Here is a 15,251-nt window from a genome sequence, read left to right on the forward strand (position 1 = left end):
CCATGGGTTCATTCGCCGACCAGCTCCTGGTGCTGGTCATGCTCATCAACTTCGTCATGCTCGGCTCAAGCCGGATGGCCCTCTGCATCCGGGCGGTCGCGGTCCAGGGGGTGGTCCTCGGCCTGCTTCCGGGGCTGGTGCACCCCTTTTCCTGGCATCTGGCCGGCATCACCTGCGGCATCATCCTCGCCAAAGGGATCGTGATCCCCTACCTGATCAACGATGCCGTGCGCAAGGCCCAGATCCGGAGGGAGATCGAACCGTTCATCGGCTATGTGCCAACCCTGATCCTAGGGGCGATCTTCACCACCCTCGCCTTTGTCTTTGCCGAGAAACTCCCGCTGGCCCCGGAACACCGGGAGCTGCTCTTTGTCCCGGCCTCCATTGCCACGCTCATGTCCGGCTTCCTGATCCTGACCACCCGCAAGAAGGCCATCTCGCAGGTCATCGGCTATCTGGTCCTGGAAAACGGCATCTTCATCTTCGGCCTGCTCCTCACCGAGGCGATGCCGGTCATGGTCGAGGCAGGGGCGCTCCTTGACCTCCTGGTGGGTATCTTCGTCATGGGTATCGTCATCAACCACATCAGCCGCGAATTCTCATCCATCGACACCTCGCGCCTGCGGGCACTCAAGGAGGAGTAGCAGATGCTCTACCTTTTCGTCCTCTTGCCTCTGCTGGGAGCCTTCGTTGCCTGGATCGTTCCGGACAACCGCTATCGCCCCCTGGTCCTCCCGGCAGTGGCAATACCGCATCTGCTCATGGCCTTCTACCTGGCGGGCAATGCGCCGCCCCCCTCTCCCGGCGGCTGGATCTGGCTCGATCCCCTCGGCAAGATCGTCCTGCTCTGCATCAGCATGCTCTTCACCGTCTGTGCGGTCTATTCGGTGGGCTACCTCGCCTATCGCCAGGAGCGCTCCAACCGCGTGCTCTGCATCGGGCTCCTTACCTGCCTGTCGGCCATGACCCTGGCAACCATGTGCCAGCATCTGGGCCTCTTGTGGGTTGCCGTGGAAACGACCACGGTCACCATGGCGCCTCTCATCTACTTCAACCGCAACGCCCGCTCCATCGAAGCGACCTGGAAATACCTGCTGATCTGTTCCGTCGGCATTGCCCTGGCCCTCCTGGGGCTGCTCTTTCTCGCCTATTCGACCCATGTCGCCCACCTGGAGGCGACCCTGCTCTTAAGCTCGCTCAAGGCATCCGCCAAGGATCTGAACCAGGGGTGGCTCCATGCGGCCTTCATCTTCCTGCTGGTCGGCTACGGTTCCAAGATGGGCCTGGCGCCGCTCCACACCTGGAAGCCCGATGCCTACGGCGAGGCGCCGGGGCTCGTGGGCGCCCTCCTTGCCGGCGGCCTGGTCAACTGCGCCTTTCTGGCCATCCTGCGGGTCTATCAGCTCTGTCTCTCGTCGGGTAAGGAGATCGTCTTTTTCCAGAACGCCCTGATCAGCCTCGGCCTGATATCCATGGCCTTTGCCGCCGTCTTCATGGCCAAACAGGCCGACTTCAAGCGGATGCTCGCCTATTCCAGCGTCGAGCACGTGGGAATCCTGGCCATTGGGCTCGGCCTCGGCAAAGGTGCGCTCTTCGGCGCCCTGTTTCACCTCATGAACAACGGCCTGACCAAAGGGGTGCTCTTCCTCTCTTCGGGCAACATCCACCGCTCCTACGGCAGTAAAACCACCGATCTGGTCCGGGGTGCGCTGACCCGCCTCCCCTGGTCGGGAGGGCTGTTCCTCGCCGGGTTCATCGCCATCACCGGCTCGCCCCCCTTCTCCCCCTTCATCAGCGAATACACCATCGTCAGCAGCGCCTTCATCGAAGGACGCTACCTGGTGGGTGGGCTCTTCCTGGTCTTTCTGTCCATCGTCTTCATCGGCATGGCACTGACCGTCCTCCCCCTGGTCATGGGGACCCCTCCTGCCGACCTGGAAAAAAGCGAGTACCGGGATCGGCTCCTGACCGTGGGACCGCCGTTCGTCATGATGCTGATCATCCTGTTTCTCGGGGTCTGGCCGCCTGATGCGCTGCTGCAACTGCTGCGGGAAGGCGCCGCCCTGCTGGAGGCCCGGCCATGAGCGACCTGCTGACGTTCTACAATGGTTCGGCACTGCCGATCGGCGACATCCCAGCCCCCGGACCCGACCAGTTTCTGCAGACCCTGGGGGATCACCTGGATCGCGGGTGGCGGGTCATTTCCTATTTCGGCGTCCCGGAAGGGGACAAGACCGCCCTGTTCTGCCTCCTGGCCGCCAGGTCCGAGGGGCAACTGGGGATGATGCAGACCATTGCCACGCACGATCATTTTCCCTCCCTCTCCCGCCACTACCCGCAACTGCAGCTGTTCGAGCGGGAGATCGCCGAACAGTGCGGGCTGGTCATGGATGACCACCCCTGGTACAAGCCGGTCCGTTTCCACCAGGCGTTCATCCCCGACCGGGACGGCTGGGGCCGCTCCCGTACCGAGCAGATCCGGGTCGGGGTGATGGATTTCTACCAGGTGGCCGGTGAGGAGGTGCACGAGGTCGCGGTCGGGCCGGTACATGCCGGCATCATCGAACCGGGGCACTTCCGCTTCCAGTGTCACGGCGAGCAGGTCTTTCACCTGGAGATCTCCCTGGGCTACCAGCACCGTGGGATCGAGCAGATGCTCATCGGCGGCCCCCACCCCCGCTCGCTGTTCCAGATGGAAACCATTGCCGGCGACACCACCATCGGCCATGGGCAGGCCTACTGCATGGTCATGGAGGCGTTGGCGGGTGTTCGCCCTACTGCCGCCGCCCAGGCACTTCGCGGCATCGCCCTGGAACTGGAACGGCTGGCCAACCATACCGGCGACCTGGGAGCAATCGCGGGCGACGTCGGCTACCTGCCGACAGCCTCTTTCTGCGGGCGTATCAGGGGTGATTTTCTCAACATGAGCGCAGTGCTCTGCGGCAGCCGTTTCGGCCGAGGTCTTCTCTGCCCCGGCGGGACGATCTTCGACCTGGACAAGGAGCTGCGAAACGGTCTGCTGAAAAGCCTGGACACCGCCCGCAGCGAGCTGACCACGGCGATCGACCTGCTCTGGAGCACGCCGTCGGTGATGGGGCGGCTGGAGGGGACCGGTGCCGTGCCGCAGGAGTTTGCGGCGGAACTGGGGCTGGTGGGACCGGCGGCCAGGGCATCCGGCTTAAAGCGCGATGTGCGGCAGGATTTCCCCTTCGGCATCTTCCGGATGGTGCATATCCCGGTCGTGACCGGCTACCACGGCGATGTCTGCGCCAGAACGGTGATCCGCTGGCAGGAGGCACAGAAATCGCTGGATTTCGTCACCGAGCAGCTGCGGCAATTCCCGGCCGGCGGCCACCGCGTGGCTGTCCCGGCCATCGGCGCCAACCGGTGCGCCGTGGCTCTGACCGAGGGCTGGCGTGGCGAGATCTGCCATGTGGCCCTGACCGACGCCAACAGCCGTTTCCGGCGCTACAAGATTACCGATCCGTCGTTCCACAACTGGCAGGGGTTGGCCATGGCGCTGCGCGGCCAGCAGATATCGGACTTCCCGCTCTGCAACAAGAGCTTCAACCTCTCGTACTGCGGGTTCGACCTGTAGGAGACCTATCATACATGGCACGAAAACTGGGGAGTACCACAGGGGATAAGAAGGACGATACAGCCAAGGCATGGGTACGCCACGACGATAAATCGCACTATGTCATCCAGTCGGTGGTCAATGCCTTTGACCTGCTCGAACTGGCGGCCCATGCCCCGCACGGTCTGCCGATCGATACCATCCGGAGGAAACTCGGCCTGAGCAAGGACATGACCGTCCGCCTGGCAGCGACGCTGGAGCGCCGGGGCTACCTGGAAAAGGACAGGCTGACCGAGCACTTCAATCTCTCCCTGCGCACCATGGAACTGAGCCAGACGTTCATCCGCCAGGCTGCCCTGTTCCATCAGGCCCGCCCCCTCATCGCGGAACTGTGGCAGGCCTGCGAAGAGACGGTCTATATCGCCATGCTGCGCGACAACCAATGCGCCTACCTGGATCAGCTGGAAACCAGGCTCCCGGTGCGGGTCGTCTCCCGCTTCGCCTCGCTGCTCCCGGCCTACTGCTCGGCCGGCGGCAAGGCACAGCTTGCCTATCTTCCCCCGGACAAGCTCCGCGAATACCTGGACGGGCTGGAATTCGTCAGCTACACGCCGGCGACAATCGTCGATCGGAGACGACTCGAAGAGCACCTGGCCCGGATTGCCGCCCAAGGGATCGCCATCAACCATGAAGAGCTGGAAACGGGGGTGTGCGGAGTTGCGGCACCGATACGGAACCACACGGGGAAGGTGATCGCGGCGGTAGTGGTCTCGCTGCCCGCCTTCAGGATGGGAGAGGAACGCCTGAACGGCTCGTTGATCCCTCTGGTCAGGGAGACGGCAGCCCGGATCTCCGCGAAACTCGGCCATTCAAGCGACAAGGAAGAGGAAGGATAGGGATATGATTCACGCACTCATCGCCCGGATCAAGCAGGGGCACAGGACGATGCCGTACCCGAAGGCGCCGCTCAAGATGTCGGACCGGCTTCGCGGTTATCCCGACCTGAAACCGGGAGCCCTGACCGCCGGGAGCGACGCATGCCCGTTCGGTGCGCTCTCCGACACGGACGGCGGCTGCCTGGACCTGGGGAAATGCCTGTTCTGCGCCGAGTGCCTTGCCGGCCCCGTCTCGTTCACCACTGACTACCGGCTCGCCGTGACAAAACGGGACGACCTCCTGGTACGGCCCGGAGCGGAGCGCCACTTCGCCGCCCCCCTCCCCCCTGACCTGCGCAAGCTGTTCGGCCGCTCCCTCAAGTTCCGCGAAGTCAGCGCGGGCGGCTGCAACGCCTGCGAAGCCGACACCAACGTACTCTCGACCATCGGCTGGGACCTGGGCCGTTTCGGCATCCAGTTCGTCGCCTCCCCCCGCCATGCCGACGGGCTCTGGGTGACCGGCCCGGTGACCGAAAACATGCGGCTGGCCCTGCTGCAGACCTATGAAGCCATTCCTGCGCCGAAGATCGTTGTCGCCTGCGGCGCCTGCGCCATCAACGGCGGACCGTTCCAGGACGCCGAGGCCGTCCACAACGGCATCGACGGCCTGTTGCCCGTCGACCTCTACATCCCCGGCTGCCCCCCGCACCCCGCAACGATCCTGGACGGGCTGCTGCGGATACTCGATAAAGTTCGCTAGCTTAACCAAGGCTTGAAAATTTCCCTTGCAATCCACTCAAGTTTTCTATATACAATCTATTACATTGATAGTCTTTATAGATATTACACGTTTTCTGTAACTGACCGCTTCGCACATGTCATCACCTTCTTCTTAAGTGAGGGAACACAGCAGCGGCATATTTTTTCACAATATATCCTACTTAATCGATAGATTTATAATTTATATTATTTGATCATCATCGATGTCTGCGGGCTGGGATCGCCTGATGCGGTGGTCACCCAACCATCATGGCGGCAGATGAAACAACGATTACAGACCGCCGCTGCTGACAGGCGCTATGACGTATTGCCCAGAAACGCCGGCCGATCAACACCTTTCGCGGAGGGATGATAGATGTCCAGGAACACCAAGAAGATCGATTTGGCCAATCTGAAATCAGGCGGATTCATCAAGGAAAAAGGCAAAGACCTCTTCACCGTGCGACTGCGGGTGCCAGGGGGAAGACTCGCGGTCAACCGGCTGAAACAGATCGCCGCTGTTGCGGATAAATACGGTGGTGAATTCGTTCATCTCTCGGTTCGGCAATCGATCGAGCTCATCAACATAGATTGCAGGCATTTCGACGCAATTGTCGAGGAATTGGAAGAGGCAGGCCAACAGGTCGCCACTTGTGGAGCACGACTGCGGGTCCCAACGGCCTGTGGCGGATGCGAGTACAACCCCAACGGTCTGATCGACACGCAGAAATCCGCCATGGAGGTTGATCAGCACCTGTTCGGCACCCCCACCGGCCACCACAAGTTCAAGGTTGGGTTTGCGGGCTGCCCTTTCGACTGCCCAAAGTCCGCCATTAATGATGTGGGATTCCAGGGAGCAGTCGAGCCGGAACTGCAGCCCGATGCATGCATCGGGTGCGGCCTCTGCGCCAAAACATGCTCGGACAAGGCCATCACCATGTCAGGAGACAAAAGACCTGTCAGAGACTGCTCTGCCTGCACCCATTGCGGCGACTGCATCAAGGTCTGCCCGACCGATGCGTGGAAAGCTCGCCGTAGGGGCTACATGGTGCGCATCGGCGGCAAATGGGGTCGCCACCCACTGGTGGGCACCCTGTACGCATCCTTCCTGCCGGCAGAGGAAGTGGTAGCTTTCATCAGCGAAGTCCTATCCTGGTATTGCGAGAACGCTGAAGGTCTCGGCAGGATACGGCTCGGTGACGTTCTTCTCAGGAAAGGGCCGGATTCGTTGCTTGCCAGACTGCGGATAAAATTCCCCGACCATGTGGTAACCGAGACCATTCCGCCACAGATTGTCGATACCCAGGTAGGGTCAGGAAGGAAGAACCTATGAATACAATCGACCTAAGAGGAGTCTGCTGCCCGACCAACTTCGTCAAAGCCAAACTGGCCCTGGAACAGATTGCGCCAGGTGAAGAGATCATACTCCTGCTCGAAGACGGCGAGGCGCTCAAAAACATCCCCCGCAGCCTCAAGGCAGAAGGCCACCGTCTGCTCGGACTGCGCGAATCTGAAGGACACTACGAGCTCTCGATCCTGAAAGGGACTGACGAGGAGGGCTGAATCATGCCAGAAAAACTACGCAGCGACATCCCGCAGCTCCCGCGTAATGCATCGTCAGAGGATATCCTTCTGGCCGGGATTGCAGCGGCCGCCGGACCGGTCAGCCTTGCCTGTTCGTTTTCGGTTGAAGATATCGTGATCATCGACATGCTCCACGTCCTCGATCTGCCGATTGCCCTATTTGCTCTGGACACGGGAAGACTTCCCGAAGAGACCTATGAGGTTGCCGCTGCAATCACCGAGCGCTACCGGCTGGACATTGCGTGGCATTTTCCGGACCGTGAGGCCGTTGAAGCGCTTCTGAGCCGGGAGGGACCGCTATCCTTTCGGGAGTCCTTGGAAAAACGCCACCAGTGCTGCCAAATCCGCAAGATAGAGCCCCTGGGAAGAGCTCTTACCGGTCTTGCGGGCTGGATCACCGGATTGCGCCGCGACCAGGGGGTGACCAGGGAGAGCATCTCACCCATTGAGATTGACACGGCTCATGGCGGCATTCTGAAGATCAATCCGCTTCTTGAGTGGAACAGCGACCGGGTGTGGACGTATGCAGATGCCCATCGTCTGCCCGTAAACCGGTTGCACCGACAAGGTTACCCGTCCATCGGCTGCGCCCCCTGTACCCGTCCTGTGGCACCAGGCGAGCACCCGCGCTCCGGTCGCTGGTGGTGGGAAAATCCCGAGCACAGAGAATGCGGCTTGCATCGACGATAACAAAGCATTACTGCGCCCTATAACAGCCAACGAGGAGATCATCCATGTACAACCATCTGAAGGAACTGGAAAACCGTTCCATCTACATCTTCCGCGAGGCATATCGTAAATTCGATAACCTGGCCATGCTCTACTCGATCGGCAAGGATTCCACGGTCATGATCCATCTGGCACGTAAGGCCTTTTTCGGGCAGCTCCCTTTCCCTCTGATCCACATCGACACGACCTACAAGTACCCGGAAATGATCGAATTCCGGGATCGGATGGTACGGGAATGGGGAGCTCGACTGATTGTCGGCAGAAACGAGGAGGCCATTGCCAGCGGCATGGGACCGGCCCAGGGTAGGCTGGTCTGCTGCAAAAAGCTCAAGACAGACGGGCTCACCCGGGTAATCGAAGAGCACGACTTTCACGGCCTCTTCCTCGGTATCCGCCGCGACGAGGAAGGGAGCCGCGCCAAAGAGCGCGTTTTTTCGCCACGGGACAAGAACTCGGAGTGGACCTACAAGGACCAACCTCCCGAACTCTGGGACCAGTTCAACACCAGTTTTGCTCCCGGCACCCATATCCGTGTCCACCCGATCCTGCACTGGACCGAACTGAATATCTGGGAATATATCCAGCAGGAAGCAATAGAGATCTGCCCCCTCTATTTCGCCAGGGACGGCAAGCGGTTCCGCTCTCTGGGGTGCATGCCGTGCACCACTCCGATCGATTCAAAGGCGGTCTCGGTCGCCGAAATCATCGACGAACTCAGGGCTACCAAAACACCTGAGCGTGCAGGCAGGGCCCAGGACCAGGAAAATGCCTATGCAATGCAGAAGCTGCGCGCCCAGGGCTACATGTGACACCGTATGGCAACTGTTGACAGCAGGAGGCGTGCAAGACCAGCGCTGACCGGGCTTCGAAGTCACTTTCGAGATAAAGGACAAGCATGTCGGGAAACGGTTCAAACAGGCGGGTAGTGGTGGCCATGAGCGGCGGGGTCGATTCGTCGGTGGCAGCGGCGCTCCTCGTATCCCAGGGATTCGATGTCATCGGCATCACCATGCAGTTGTGGGACAAAGGGGACAACGGAGCTGCCCTGCCGGGCTCGTACCGGCCCTGCTGCACCCTTGAGGACGTCATGGATGCGGCGCGGGTAGCAGACCGGCTGGGAATCGCATTTCACGTCCTCAACCTGGAAAAGGAATTCCGTACCTTGGTGGTGGAGCCGTTCATCGATGCATACCTGAATGGCCGCACACCGAATCCGTGCATCAGCTGCAACGAACAGATGAAATTCAGGATTCTGCTGGAGAAAGCCCGGCTATTGGGTGCCGATTATCTGGCCGCAGGCCACTATGTGCGGCAGCAGCGCGACCGACTGGCGGGCTTTCACATCATGAGAGCCGCAGATCGCTCCAAAGATCAGTCCTACGTGCTGTTCTCGCTGACACAGAGTCAATTGCAGCATACTCTCTTCCCTCTCGGGGAGATGACCAAGGAACAGGTGCGGAGGATAGCCCATGAGAAGAATCTCCCGGTCTCCGCCAAAAAGGAGAGCCAGGATATCTGTTTCGTGGCGAACCGTGACCATGCCGCATTCATCAGGCGTGAACGGGGTTTAGGAAAGGCAGGCCCCATCGTTGATGGCAGCGGCAAGATCCTGGGACATCACGACGGGTATTACCGCTTTACCGTAGGCCAGCGCAAAGGGCTTGGCATCCCGCAGGCACAACCGCTCTACGTGACGGCCATCGACCCGGTATCCGCTACAGTCACGGTTGGAACGGAAGACAAGCTCTTCATCTCTGCACTGTCGGCTACCTCGGTCAACTGGATCGTTTCCCCGCCAGAGAAGAGTTTTGCGGCTACCTGCATGACCCGGTACCGATTCTCACCAGTCGACTGCCGGATACGCATCGTTGCCCCTGACCGTGCCATCGTCAGCCTTCCAGCCCCGGTCAAGGCCGTCGCCCCCGGACAGGCAGTTGTCTTTTACCACGATGCCACCATGCTGGGAGGAGGTTGGATAGAACGGACCAGTAGTAATACAGACGAGGAGAAGAAACATGCAGAGCTCTGAAACACTGAAAATCGTCATCGTCGGCCATGTGGATCACGGCAAGTCAACCCTCATCGGCAGGCTCTTCTACGACAGCGGTTGCATCCCTGAAAGTCGTTACCGGGAGATCGAGGCGACCTGCCGGGCACAGGGGCGGGAATTCGAATTCGCCTATCTGATGGATGCACTGGAAGAAGAGCGCGAGCAGAATATCACTATCGACACGGCATCCACCTATTTTGCCACTGCCAGCCGTTCCTACGAGATCATTGATGCACCGGGACACAAGCAATTCCTGAAAAACATGATCACCGGAGCGGCCAGCGCCGATGCCGCCATCCTTCTGGTGGACGGCGGTGAAGGGGTACGTGAGCAGACCCGACGTCACGCCTATGTCCTCTCTCTTCTCGGTATCAAGCAAGTGGTCGTGGCAGTGAATAAACTCGACCGGATCGGGTATGACCAGCGGACCTTCCGCTCAGTGGAAAGCGATATCTGCTCCTTTCTCCACAATGTTGGACTGGTACCGACCGGTGTCATCCCCATCTCTGCCCGTGATGGTGAAAATATCGCCCAGCGGCAGGGTCACACCCGCTGGTATGAGGGTCCTACCATCCTGGAGGCGTTGGATGCATTCGTCAGGATTCGTGACGACGGAAACCTCCCCCTTAGGCTGCCGGTCCAGGATGTCTACAAGTGGGACGATCGACGTCTCTATGTAGGCCGCGTCGAGAGTGGCAGGATCAGGACCGGCGACAGCATCGTATTCCTCCCTTCTGGTGCAGTTTCACGGGTCAGGAGCGTGGAGCAATGGCTGGCACCTGAACTCGGCCAGGGCTTGGCAGGCGATTGCGTCGGCTTCACTACCGAGGATGAACTGTTCATAGAACGTGGCGAGTTGCTCTGCCACAGCCAGACCCCTGCAGGAGTCGGGAATGAGCTCAGGGCGAGCGTCTTTTGGCTTGCGCCAGAACATCTCAAGACCGGTGCCACGGTTAATTTGAAGCTGGCAACTGCCGAGGTGACTGCGACAGTGGCAGCCATCGAGGAACGGCTCGATTCGTCGACTCTGGAACTTCGTGAGCGTCATGCAACGGAACTTCTCCCCACCGAAGTAGGGACGGTGCTGTTCGCCCTCAAGTCGCCACTGGCTGCCGATCTCTACAGCGACAATGCGGCACTCGGCCGCTTTGTCATAGAGACTAACCTGCAGATAGGTGGCGGTGGCATTGTCCGTGCCATCGATGCCGAAAGGATGGCCGGTGTTCGTACCATAAACATAGACGAGCGACTCTTTCAAGACGATGAAGGGAGCTGGGTCGACCTGACCCAGGAGCCGGATAAGCCCATTTTCTCCATCGGCAGCTATCTCCTCGACTTCCTGACCACTGGAAACAAGGTTCTCTTCAAGCTGCGCAGCCCTCATCAGGTCGAACCTCTGGCACTGATCGCCTACGAGCACAACCTGTATCTGGAATTCAGCCGCCACCGAAGTGGTGCGGCACTGTTTCTCTCACGTATGTCACCGGCAAAGATAGCCGACCCCGAGTTCACCGTATCGCCATGAGTACTCGCGTCACCATGCAACGAGCCGGCGGAAGCGAGCGACTGACCCAATCGGACGGAAGCATTCAGGTAGCGTCGTCTTCAGAACCAGTACTCTCAACTTCCGGAGAAAGGGAGAAATCACACATGTACAAAAAAAGGGAGCAGTATCGCACACCTATCATCAGCGAATCAACAGCCGGCTTGGCCAGGGATTATCCCTTCTCCGAAATATGCTGCAGTGTCGATCTGCGCTTCGTAGGCTCTTATTTTACCTTTTTAGACTACATAGTTGATGGGACAATAAGATTATTCCGGACAGGGAAACGATGAATCTCTACAGACATATTGCCGTCACACTGTTCGCCGCCCTGCTGCCCGTTCACGGACTTGCCAGCGCCGAAACAACCCTGCTGAACGTTTCGTACGACCCCACCGGGAAGCTTTACCAGGACTTCAACAGGGCCTTCAGTGCCTACTGGCTGAAAAGGACCGGTACAAAAGTGACTATCCGCCAGTCACACGGTGGCTCGGGCAAGCAGGCCAGGGCGGTAATCGACGGCCTGGAGGCGAGCGTCGTGACCCTGGCCCTGGCCAATGATATCGACGAGATCCATTCCAGGGCTAAACTGATCCCCAAAAACTGGCAGCAGCGGCTTCCCCGCAACAGTTCACCCTACACCTCGACCATCGTGTTCCTGGTCCGCAAGGGGAACCCGAAACGGATCAGGAACTGGAACGATCTGGTACGCCCAGGGATCTCCGTCATCACCCCGAATCCCAAGACCTCCGGAGGTGCGCGCTGGAACTACCTGGCTGCCTGGGCCTACGGCTTAACCCTGAAAAACGGCGATCCGAGGACGGCACAGGATTTTGTCACCAGGCTATACCGCAACGTTCCGATCCTCGACGCCGGGGCACGCGGGGCAACAACTACATTTGTCCAGCGCGGTATCGGGGATGTGCTGCTGGCGTGGGAGAACGAGGCGTTTCTGGCTGCACGGGAACATGGGAAGGATCGCTTTGAAATCGTCGTCCCCTCGATCAGCATTCTGGCTGAACCGCCGGTGGCGCTGGTCGATGCAGTGGTAGACAGACAGGGAACGCGTGCAGTTGCTGAGGCATATCTCCAGTACCTCTATTCACCCGAAGGGCAGGATATCGTGGCAAGGCACTACTATCGACCAACCGATCCATCTGTGGCAAGGAAATACTCCGGGGCCTTCGCGCAGGTGAAACTGGTGACAGTCAACGGAATTTTCGGCAGCTGGCAAAACGCCCAGAAGACCCATTTTGCCGACAATGGCCTGTTTGACCGGATCTATTCAGCCGGGAAATAGAACGGTCCCGAGGAGAAACATCATGACAAAACGTGCCACCCATCGTAACAGCATCCTACCGGGGTTCAGACCTGCGCTCGGCTATACAATCTTCTACCTCTGCCTGATCGTTCTGATCCCTCTCTCATCTCTTCTGTGCAAAACCGCCACCCTATCCTGGCCGGACTTTGTCGGTACGATTACTTCGCCGCGCGCGATGGCATCCTATCGGGTCACCTTCGGCTCCGCCCTTCTGGCAGCAACGGTAAATGCCGTCTGCGGCACTCTGGTGGCCTGGGTTCTCACCCGCTACCGGTTTCCGGGCAGACGACTGGCAGACGCTCTTATCGACCTGCCATTCGCACTCCCCACAGCAGTGGCTGGCATAACCCTGGCGACCATCTTCGCGGCAAACGGCTGGATCGGCAGGCTGCTGGCACCCATGGGGATAGAAGTGGCCTTCACCCCGCTGGGCATTCTGGTCGCAATGATCTTCATCGGCCTCCCCTTTGTGGTTCGTACGGTACAGCCAGTTCTGGAAGGGCTGGAGCAGGAGATTGAAGAAGCAGCGGCATGCCTGGGGGCAAATCGCTGGCAGATCTTCTCGCGCGTGATTTTCCCCGGAATGCTGCCGGCAATCATCACCGGATTTGCCCTTGCATTTGCCAGGGCAGTCGGAGAATACGGTTCGGTGATTTTCATCGCCGGCAACATGCCCATGGTTTCGGAGGTGACCCCGCTTCTGATCGTCACCAAACTTGAACAGTACGACTATGCCGGTGCGACAGCCTTAGCCACGGTCATGCTGACCGCATCGTTCGCGCTGCTCCTCATCATCAACCATATTCAGCGATGGAGCCGCAGATATGCAACGTAACGGCAAGGACAGCCCCATGCGACAGAGACCGAACCATGGCAACAGGATGCGGCAGGAACCGGCAGTGACACGGCGACTGCTGATCGCCGCGGCACTTTTCTTCCTGACCCTGTTCTTGATTTCACCCCTGGCAGCAGTATTCGACCAAGCCCTGGCAAAGGGATGGCAGGTCTATCTGACTGCGCTCGGAGATCCGGACAGCAGAGCAGCCGTCTGTCTCACCCTGCTTGCGGCTGCCATCAGCGTCCCGTTGAATCTTGTCTTCGGCATCTGCGCAGCATGGTCAATCGCAAAATTCGATTTTCCTGGCAGGAACCTGCTGACCGCGCTCATAGACCTGCCTTTTTCCGTTTCCCCTGTTATTTCGGGTCTGATCTTTGTCCTGCTCTTCGGATTGCAGGGGTGGTTCGGCAGCTGGCTGTACCCCAGGGATATCCGGATCATATTTGCCGTTCCGGGGATCGTGCTGGCAACACTCTTCGTCACCTTCCCATTTGTGGCGCGGGAGCTGATACCGCTCATGGAAGCTCAGGGAAAGGACGAGGAAGAGGCTGCCATAACGCTCGGCGCAACGGGCTTGCAGACATTTCTCCGCGTTACGTTTCCCAATGTCCGTTGGGGCATCATCTACGGAGTGATCCTGTGCAACGCCAGGGCAATGGGAGAATTCGGCGCCGTCTCCGTCGTTTCGGGGCATATCCGGGGTGCAACCAACACCGTCCCGCTACAGGTCGAAATTCTCTACAACGAATACAACTACGTCGCAGCATTTGCCGTTGCATCCCTGCTGGCCCTGCTGGCGCTGGCGACCCTGGCGGTAAAGACGGCCGCAGAGTGGAAGCTGCGCCGACAGTTGTCGGACAGCTAGAACGAAAGGGACATACCGATGAGTATCGAGATCAACTCCGTATCAAAATCGTTCGACAGCTTCAAGGCCCTCAGCGACATCAACCTGCGGGTACCTTCGGGTGAACTGGTGGCGCTGCTCGGCCCGTCCGGGTCGGGCAAGACAACCCTGCTCCGGATTATTGCCGGTCTTGAATCGCCGGACGCGGGTGAAATTCTCTTCAACGGCAACTCAGCAAGCAAGAACGTGCGGGAACGTCAAATAGGTTTCGTATTCCAGCACTATGCCCTATTCCGACACATGACCGTTTTCGACAACATCGCCTTCGGTCTGCAGGTCAAGCCACGTAGCGAACGTCCCAACAAAGCGGAGATCAGGGAAAAGGTCAACGACCTGCTCAGGCTGATCCAGCTGGATAACCTCGCCAGCCGGTATCCGTCGCAACTTTCAGGCGGTCAGCGGCAGCGGGTGGCGCTGGCCAGGGCGCTCGCGGTCGAACCGAAAGTGCTGCTCCTGGATGAACCGTTCGGGGCACTCGATGCCGGGGTCAGACAGGAACTGCGGCGCTGGCTGCGGCGTCTGCATGACGAAATCCATATCACCAGCGTCTTTGTCACCCATGACCAGGAGGAAGCCCTGGAAGTGGCAGACCGGATCGTGGTCATGAACAGCGGCAGGATCGAACAGGAAGGGTCCCCCGACACGGTCTACCAGCATCCGGCCACCCCGTTCGTGTTCGACTTTCTCGGCAGCGTCAACCTGTTTCATGGGAGGGTGCACCAGGGGGAAGCGGTGCTGGGGGGGATGGCACTTCCGTCTCCGGAACATGCCGACGCCGACAACACGCCGGCGATCGGCTACGTCAGGTCGCACGACATCGAGATCGAACGGTCCCGTTCGGACGCTGCCGCCCTGCAGGCGTCGGTCCGCTCCCTGCACGCAGTCGGACCACTGGTGCGGGTGAGTCTGCACCTCGCAACGAACAACGAAGAAGTCGAGGCGGAATTGCCGCGCGAAACAGCCGATCGCCTCGGTCTCAGCATCGGGGAAAGGGTCTACGCACGGCCGCGCAAGGTGCATCTCTTCGTGGAAGACTACCAGATCTGAGCGGGAATCCGGGCGCAGACACGC

At 59.6% G+C, this 15,251-nt stretch carries 15 protein-coding genes; all 15 read left to right on the forward strand.

The window, feature by feature from the left end; genetic code table 11:
- Positions 1 to 2: 2 nt before the first annotated feature.
- The 15 genes from GJT30_04060 (at position 3) to cysA (ending at position 15,227) form a co-directional block, all read left to right on the forward strand.
- On the forward strand, positions 3 to 644 hold the full coding sequence (locus GJT30_04060; GenBank protein MSM38782.1) for a hydrogenase: 642 nt from the start codon (positions 3 to 5) through the stop codon (positions 642 to 644).
- A gap of 3 nt (positions 645 to 647) precedes the next feature.
- Positions 648 to 2,084, forward strand: a complete 1,437-nt coding sequence (locus GJT30_04065) for a hydrogenase (protein ID MSM38783.1) — start codon at positions 648 to 650, stop codon at positions 2,082 to 2,084.
- Positions 2,081 to 3,598: a hydrogenase gene (locus GJT30_04070; protein MSM38784.1), complete on the forward strand. Its 1,518-nt coding sequence runs from the start codon at positions 2,081 to 2,083 to the stop codon at positions 3,596 to 3,598. Before GJT30_04065 ends, GJT30_04070 begins: the two co-directional genes overlap by 4 nt.
- A gap of 14 nt (positions 3,599 to 3,612) precedes the next feature.
- Positions 3,613 to 4,473: a helix-turn-helix domain-containing protein gene (locus GJT30_04075; GenBank protein MSM38785.1), complete on the forward strand. Its 861-nt coding sequence runs from the start codon at positions 3,613 to 3,615 to the stop codon at positions 4,471 to 4,473.
- Between the two features lie 4 nt (positions 4,474 to 4,477).
- Positions 4,478 to 5,212, forward strand: coding sequence for an NADH-quinone oxidoreductase subunit NuoB (nuoB, locus tag GJT30_04080; protein MSM38786.1), 735 nt, complete (start codon positions 4,478 to 4,480; stop codon positions 5,210 to 5,212).
- Between the two features lie 375 nt (positions 5,213 to 5,587).
- Positions 5,588 to 6,544, forward strand: coding sequence for a 4Fe-4S dicluster domain-containing protein (locus GJT30_04085; protein ID MSM38787.1), 957 nt, complete (start codon positions 5,588 to 5,590; stop codon positions 6,542 to 6,544).
- Positions 6,541 to 6,774 carry a sulfurtransferase TusA family protein gene (locus tag GJT30_04090; GenBank protein ID MSM38788.1) on the forward strand — a complete coding sequence of 78 codons (234 nt, stop codon included), beginning with the start codon at positions 6,541 to 6,543 and terminating at the stop codon, positions 6,772 to 6,774. The genes GJT30_04085 and GJT30_04090 overlap by 4 nt, the downstream gene beginning before the upstream one ends.
- 3 nt (positions 6,775 to 6,777) lie before the next feature.
- The gene (locus GJT30_04095; GenBank protein MSM38789.1) at positions 6,778 to 7,485 is read left to right on the forward strand and encodes a phosphoadenylyl-sulfate reductase; all 708 of its coding nucleotides are present in this window, start codon (positions 6,778 to 6,780) and stop codon (positions 7,483 to 7,485) included.
- Positions 7,486 to 7,529: 44 nt separating this feature from the next.
- Complete coding sequence (gene cysD / locus GJT30_04100) at positions 7,530 to 8,333, forward strand: sulfate adenylyltransferase subunit CysD (protein ID MSM38790.1); 804 nt, start codon at positions 7,530 to 7,532, stop codon at positions 8,331 to 8,333.
- 86 nt (positions 8,334 to 8,419) lie between these two features.
- Positions 8,420 to 9,553 carry a tRNA 2-thiouridine(34) synthase MnmA gene (mnmA, locus tag GJT30_04105; GenBank protein MSM38791.1) on the forward strand — a complete coding sequence of 378 codons (1,134 nt, stop codon included), beginning with the start codon at positions 8,420 to 8,422 and terminating at the stop codon, positions 9,551 to 9,553.
- The gene (locus GJT30_04110) at positions 9,540 to 11,099 is read left to right on the forward strand and encodes a GTP-binding protein (protein MSM38792.1); all 1,560 of its coding nucleotides are present in this window, start codon (positions 9,540 to 9,542) and stop codon (positions 11,097 to 11,099) included. The genes mnmA and GJT30_04110 overlap by 14 nt, the downstream gene beginning before the upstream one ends.
- A gap of 307 nt (positions 11,100 to 11,406) precedes the next feature.
- Positions 11,407 to 12,417 (forward strand): sulfate ABC transporter substrate-binding protein, encoded by a 1,011-nt coding sequence (locus GJT30_04115; protein ID MSM38793.1) that lies wholly within the window; start codon positions 11,407 to 11,409, stop codon positions 12,415 to 12,417.
- Positions 12,380 to 13,273, forward strand: coding sequence for a sulfate ABC transporter permease subunit CysT (cysT, locus tag GJT30_04120; protein MSM38794.1), 894 nt, complete (start codon positions 12,380 to 12,382; stop codon positions 13,271 to 13,273). The genes GJT30_04115 and cysT overlap by 38 nt, the downstream gene beginning before the upstream one ends.
- A 16-nt stretch (positions 13,274 to 13,289) precedes the next feature.
- The gene (cysW, locus tag GJT30_04125; GenBank protein ID MSM38795.1) at positions 13,290 to 14,141 is read left to right on the forward strand and encodes a sulfate ABC transporter permease subunit CysW; all 852 of its coding nucleotides are present in this window, start codon (positions 13,290 to 13,292) and stop codon (positions 14,139 to 14,141) included.
- An 18-nt stretch (positions 14,142 to 14,159) separates the two neighbouring features.
- Positions 14,160 to 15,227: a sulfate ABC transporter ATP-binding protein gene (cysA, locus tag GJT30_04130; protein MSM38796.1), complete on the forward strand. Its 1,068-nt coding sequence runs from the start codon at positions 14,160 to 14,162 to the stop codon at positions 15,225 to 15,227.
- The last annotated feature ends 24 nt before the right edge of the window (positions 15,228 to 15,251 follow it).

The organism is Geobacter sp. (assembly GCA_009684525.1).
In the GTDB taxonomy this organism is placed as follows: Bacteria; Desulfobacterota; Desulfuromonadia; order Geobacterales; family DSM-12255; genus Geoanaerobacter.

What these genes read in the sequence shown, in the direction of transcription:
- cysD (MSM38790.1), top strand. Translation starts at nt 7,530, where the DNA reads ATGTACAACCATCTGAAGGAACTGGAAAACCGTTCCATCTACATCTTC.
- cysA (MSM38796.1), top strand. Translation starts at nt 14,160, where the DNA reads ATGAGTATCGAGATCAACTCCGTATCAAAATCGTTCGACAGCTTCAAG.
- GJT30_04090 (MSM38788.1), top strand. Translation starts at nt 6,541, where the DNA reads ATGAATACAATCGACCTAAGAGGAGTCTGCTGCCCGACCAACTTCGTC.
- GJT30_04065 (MSM38783.1), top strand. Translation starts at nt 648, where the DNA reads ATGCTCTACCTTTTCGTCCTCTTGCCTCTGCTGGGAGCCTTCGTTGCC.
- GJT30_04095 (MSM38789.1), top strand. Translation starts at nt 6,778, where the DNA reads ATGCCAGAAAAACTACGCAGCGACATCCCGCAGCTCCCGCGTAATGCA.
- GJT30_04110 (MSM38792.1), top strand. Translation starts at nt 9,540, where the DNA reads ATGCAGAGCTCTGAAACACTGAAAATCGTCATCGTCGGCCATGTGGAT.
- nuoB (MSM38786.1), top strand. Translation starts at nt 4,478, where the DNA reads ATGATTCACGCACTCATCGCCCGGATCAAGCAGGGGCACAGGACGATG.
- cysW (MSM38795.1), top strand. Translation starts at nt 13,290, where the DNA reads ATGCGACAGAGACCGAACCATGGCAACAGGATGCGGCAGGAACCGGCA.
- GJT30_04075 (MSM38785.1), top strand. Translation starts at nt 3,613, where the DNA reads ATGGCACGAAAACTGGGGAGTACCACAGGGGATAAGAAGGACGATACA.
- GJT30_04115 (MSM38793.1), top strand. Translation starts at nt 11,407, where the DNA reads ATGAATCTCTACAGACATATTGCCGTCACACTGTTCGCCGCCCTGCTG.
- GJT30_04060 (MSM38782.1), top strand. Translation starts at nt 3, where the DNA reads ATGGGTTCATTCGCCGACCAGCTCCTGGTGCTGGTCATGCTCATCAAC.
- mnmA (MSM38791.1), top strand. Translation starts at nt 8,420, where the DNA reads ATGTCGGGAAACGGTTCAAACAGGCGGGTAGTGGTGGCCATGAGCGGC.
- GJT30_04070 (MSM38784.1), top strand. Translation starts at nt 2,081, where the DNA reads ATGAGCGACCTGCTGACGTTCTACAATGGTTCGGCACTGCCGATCGGC.
- GJT30_04085 (MSM38787.1), top strand. Translation starts at nt 5,588, where the DNA reads ATGTCCAGGAACACCAAGAAGATCGATTTGGCCAATCTGAAATCAGGC.
- cysT (MSM38794.1), top strand. Translation starts at nt 12,380, where the DNA reads ATGGCCTGTTTGACCGGATCTATTCAGCCGGGAAATAGAACGGTCCCG.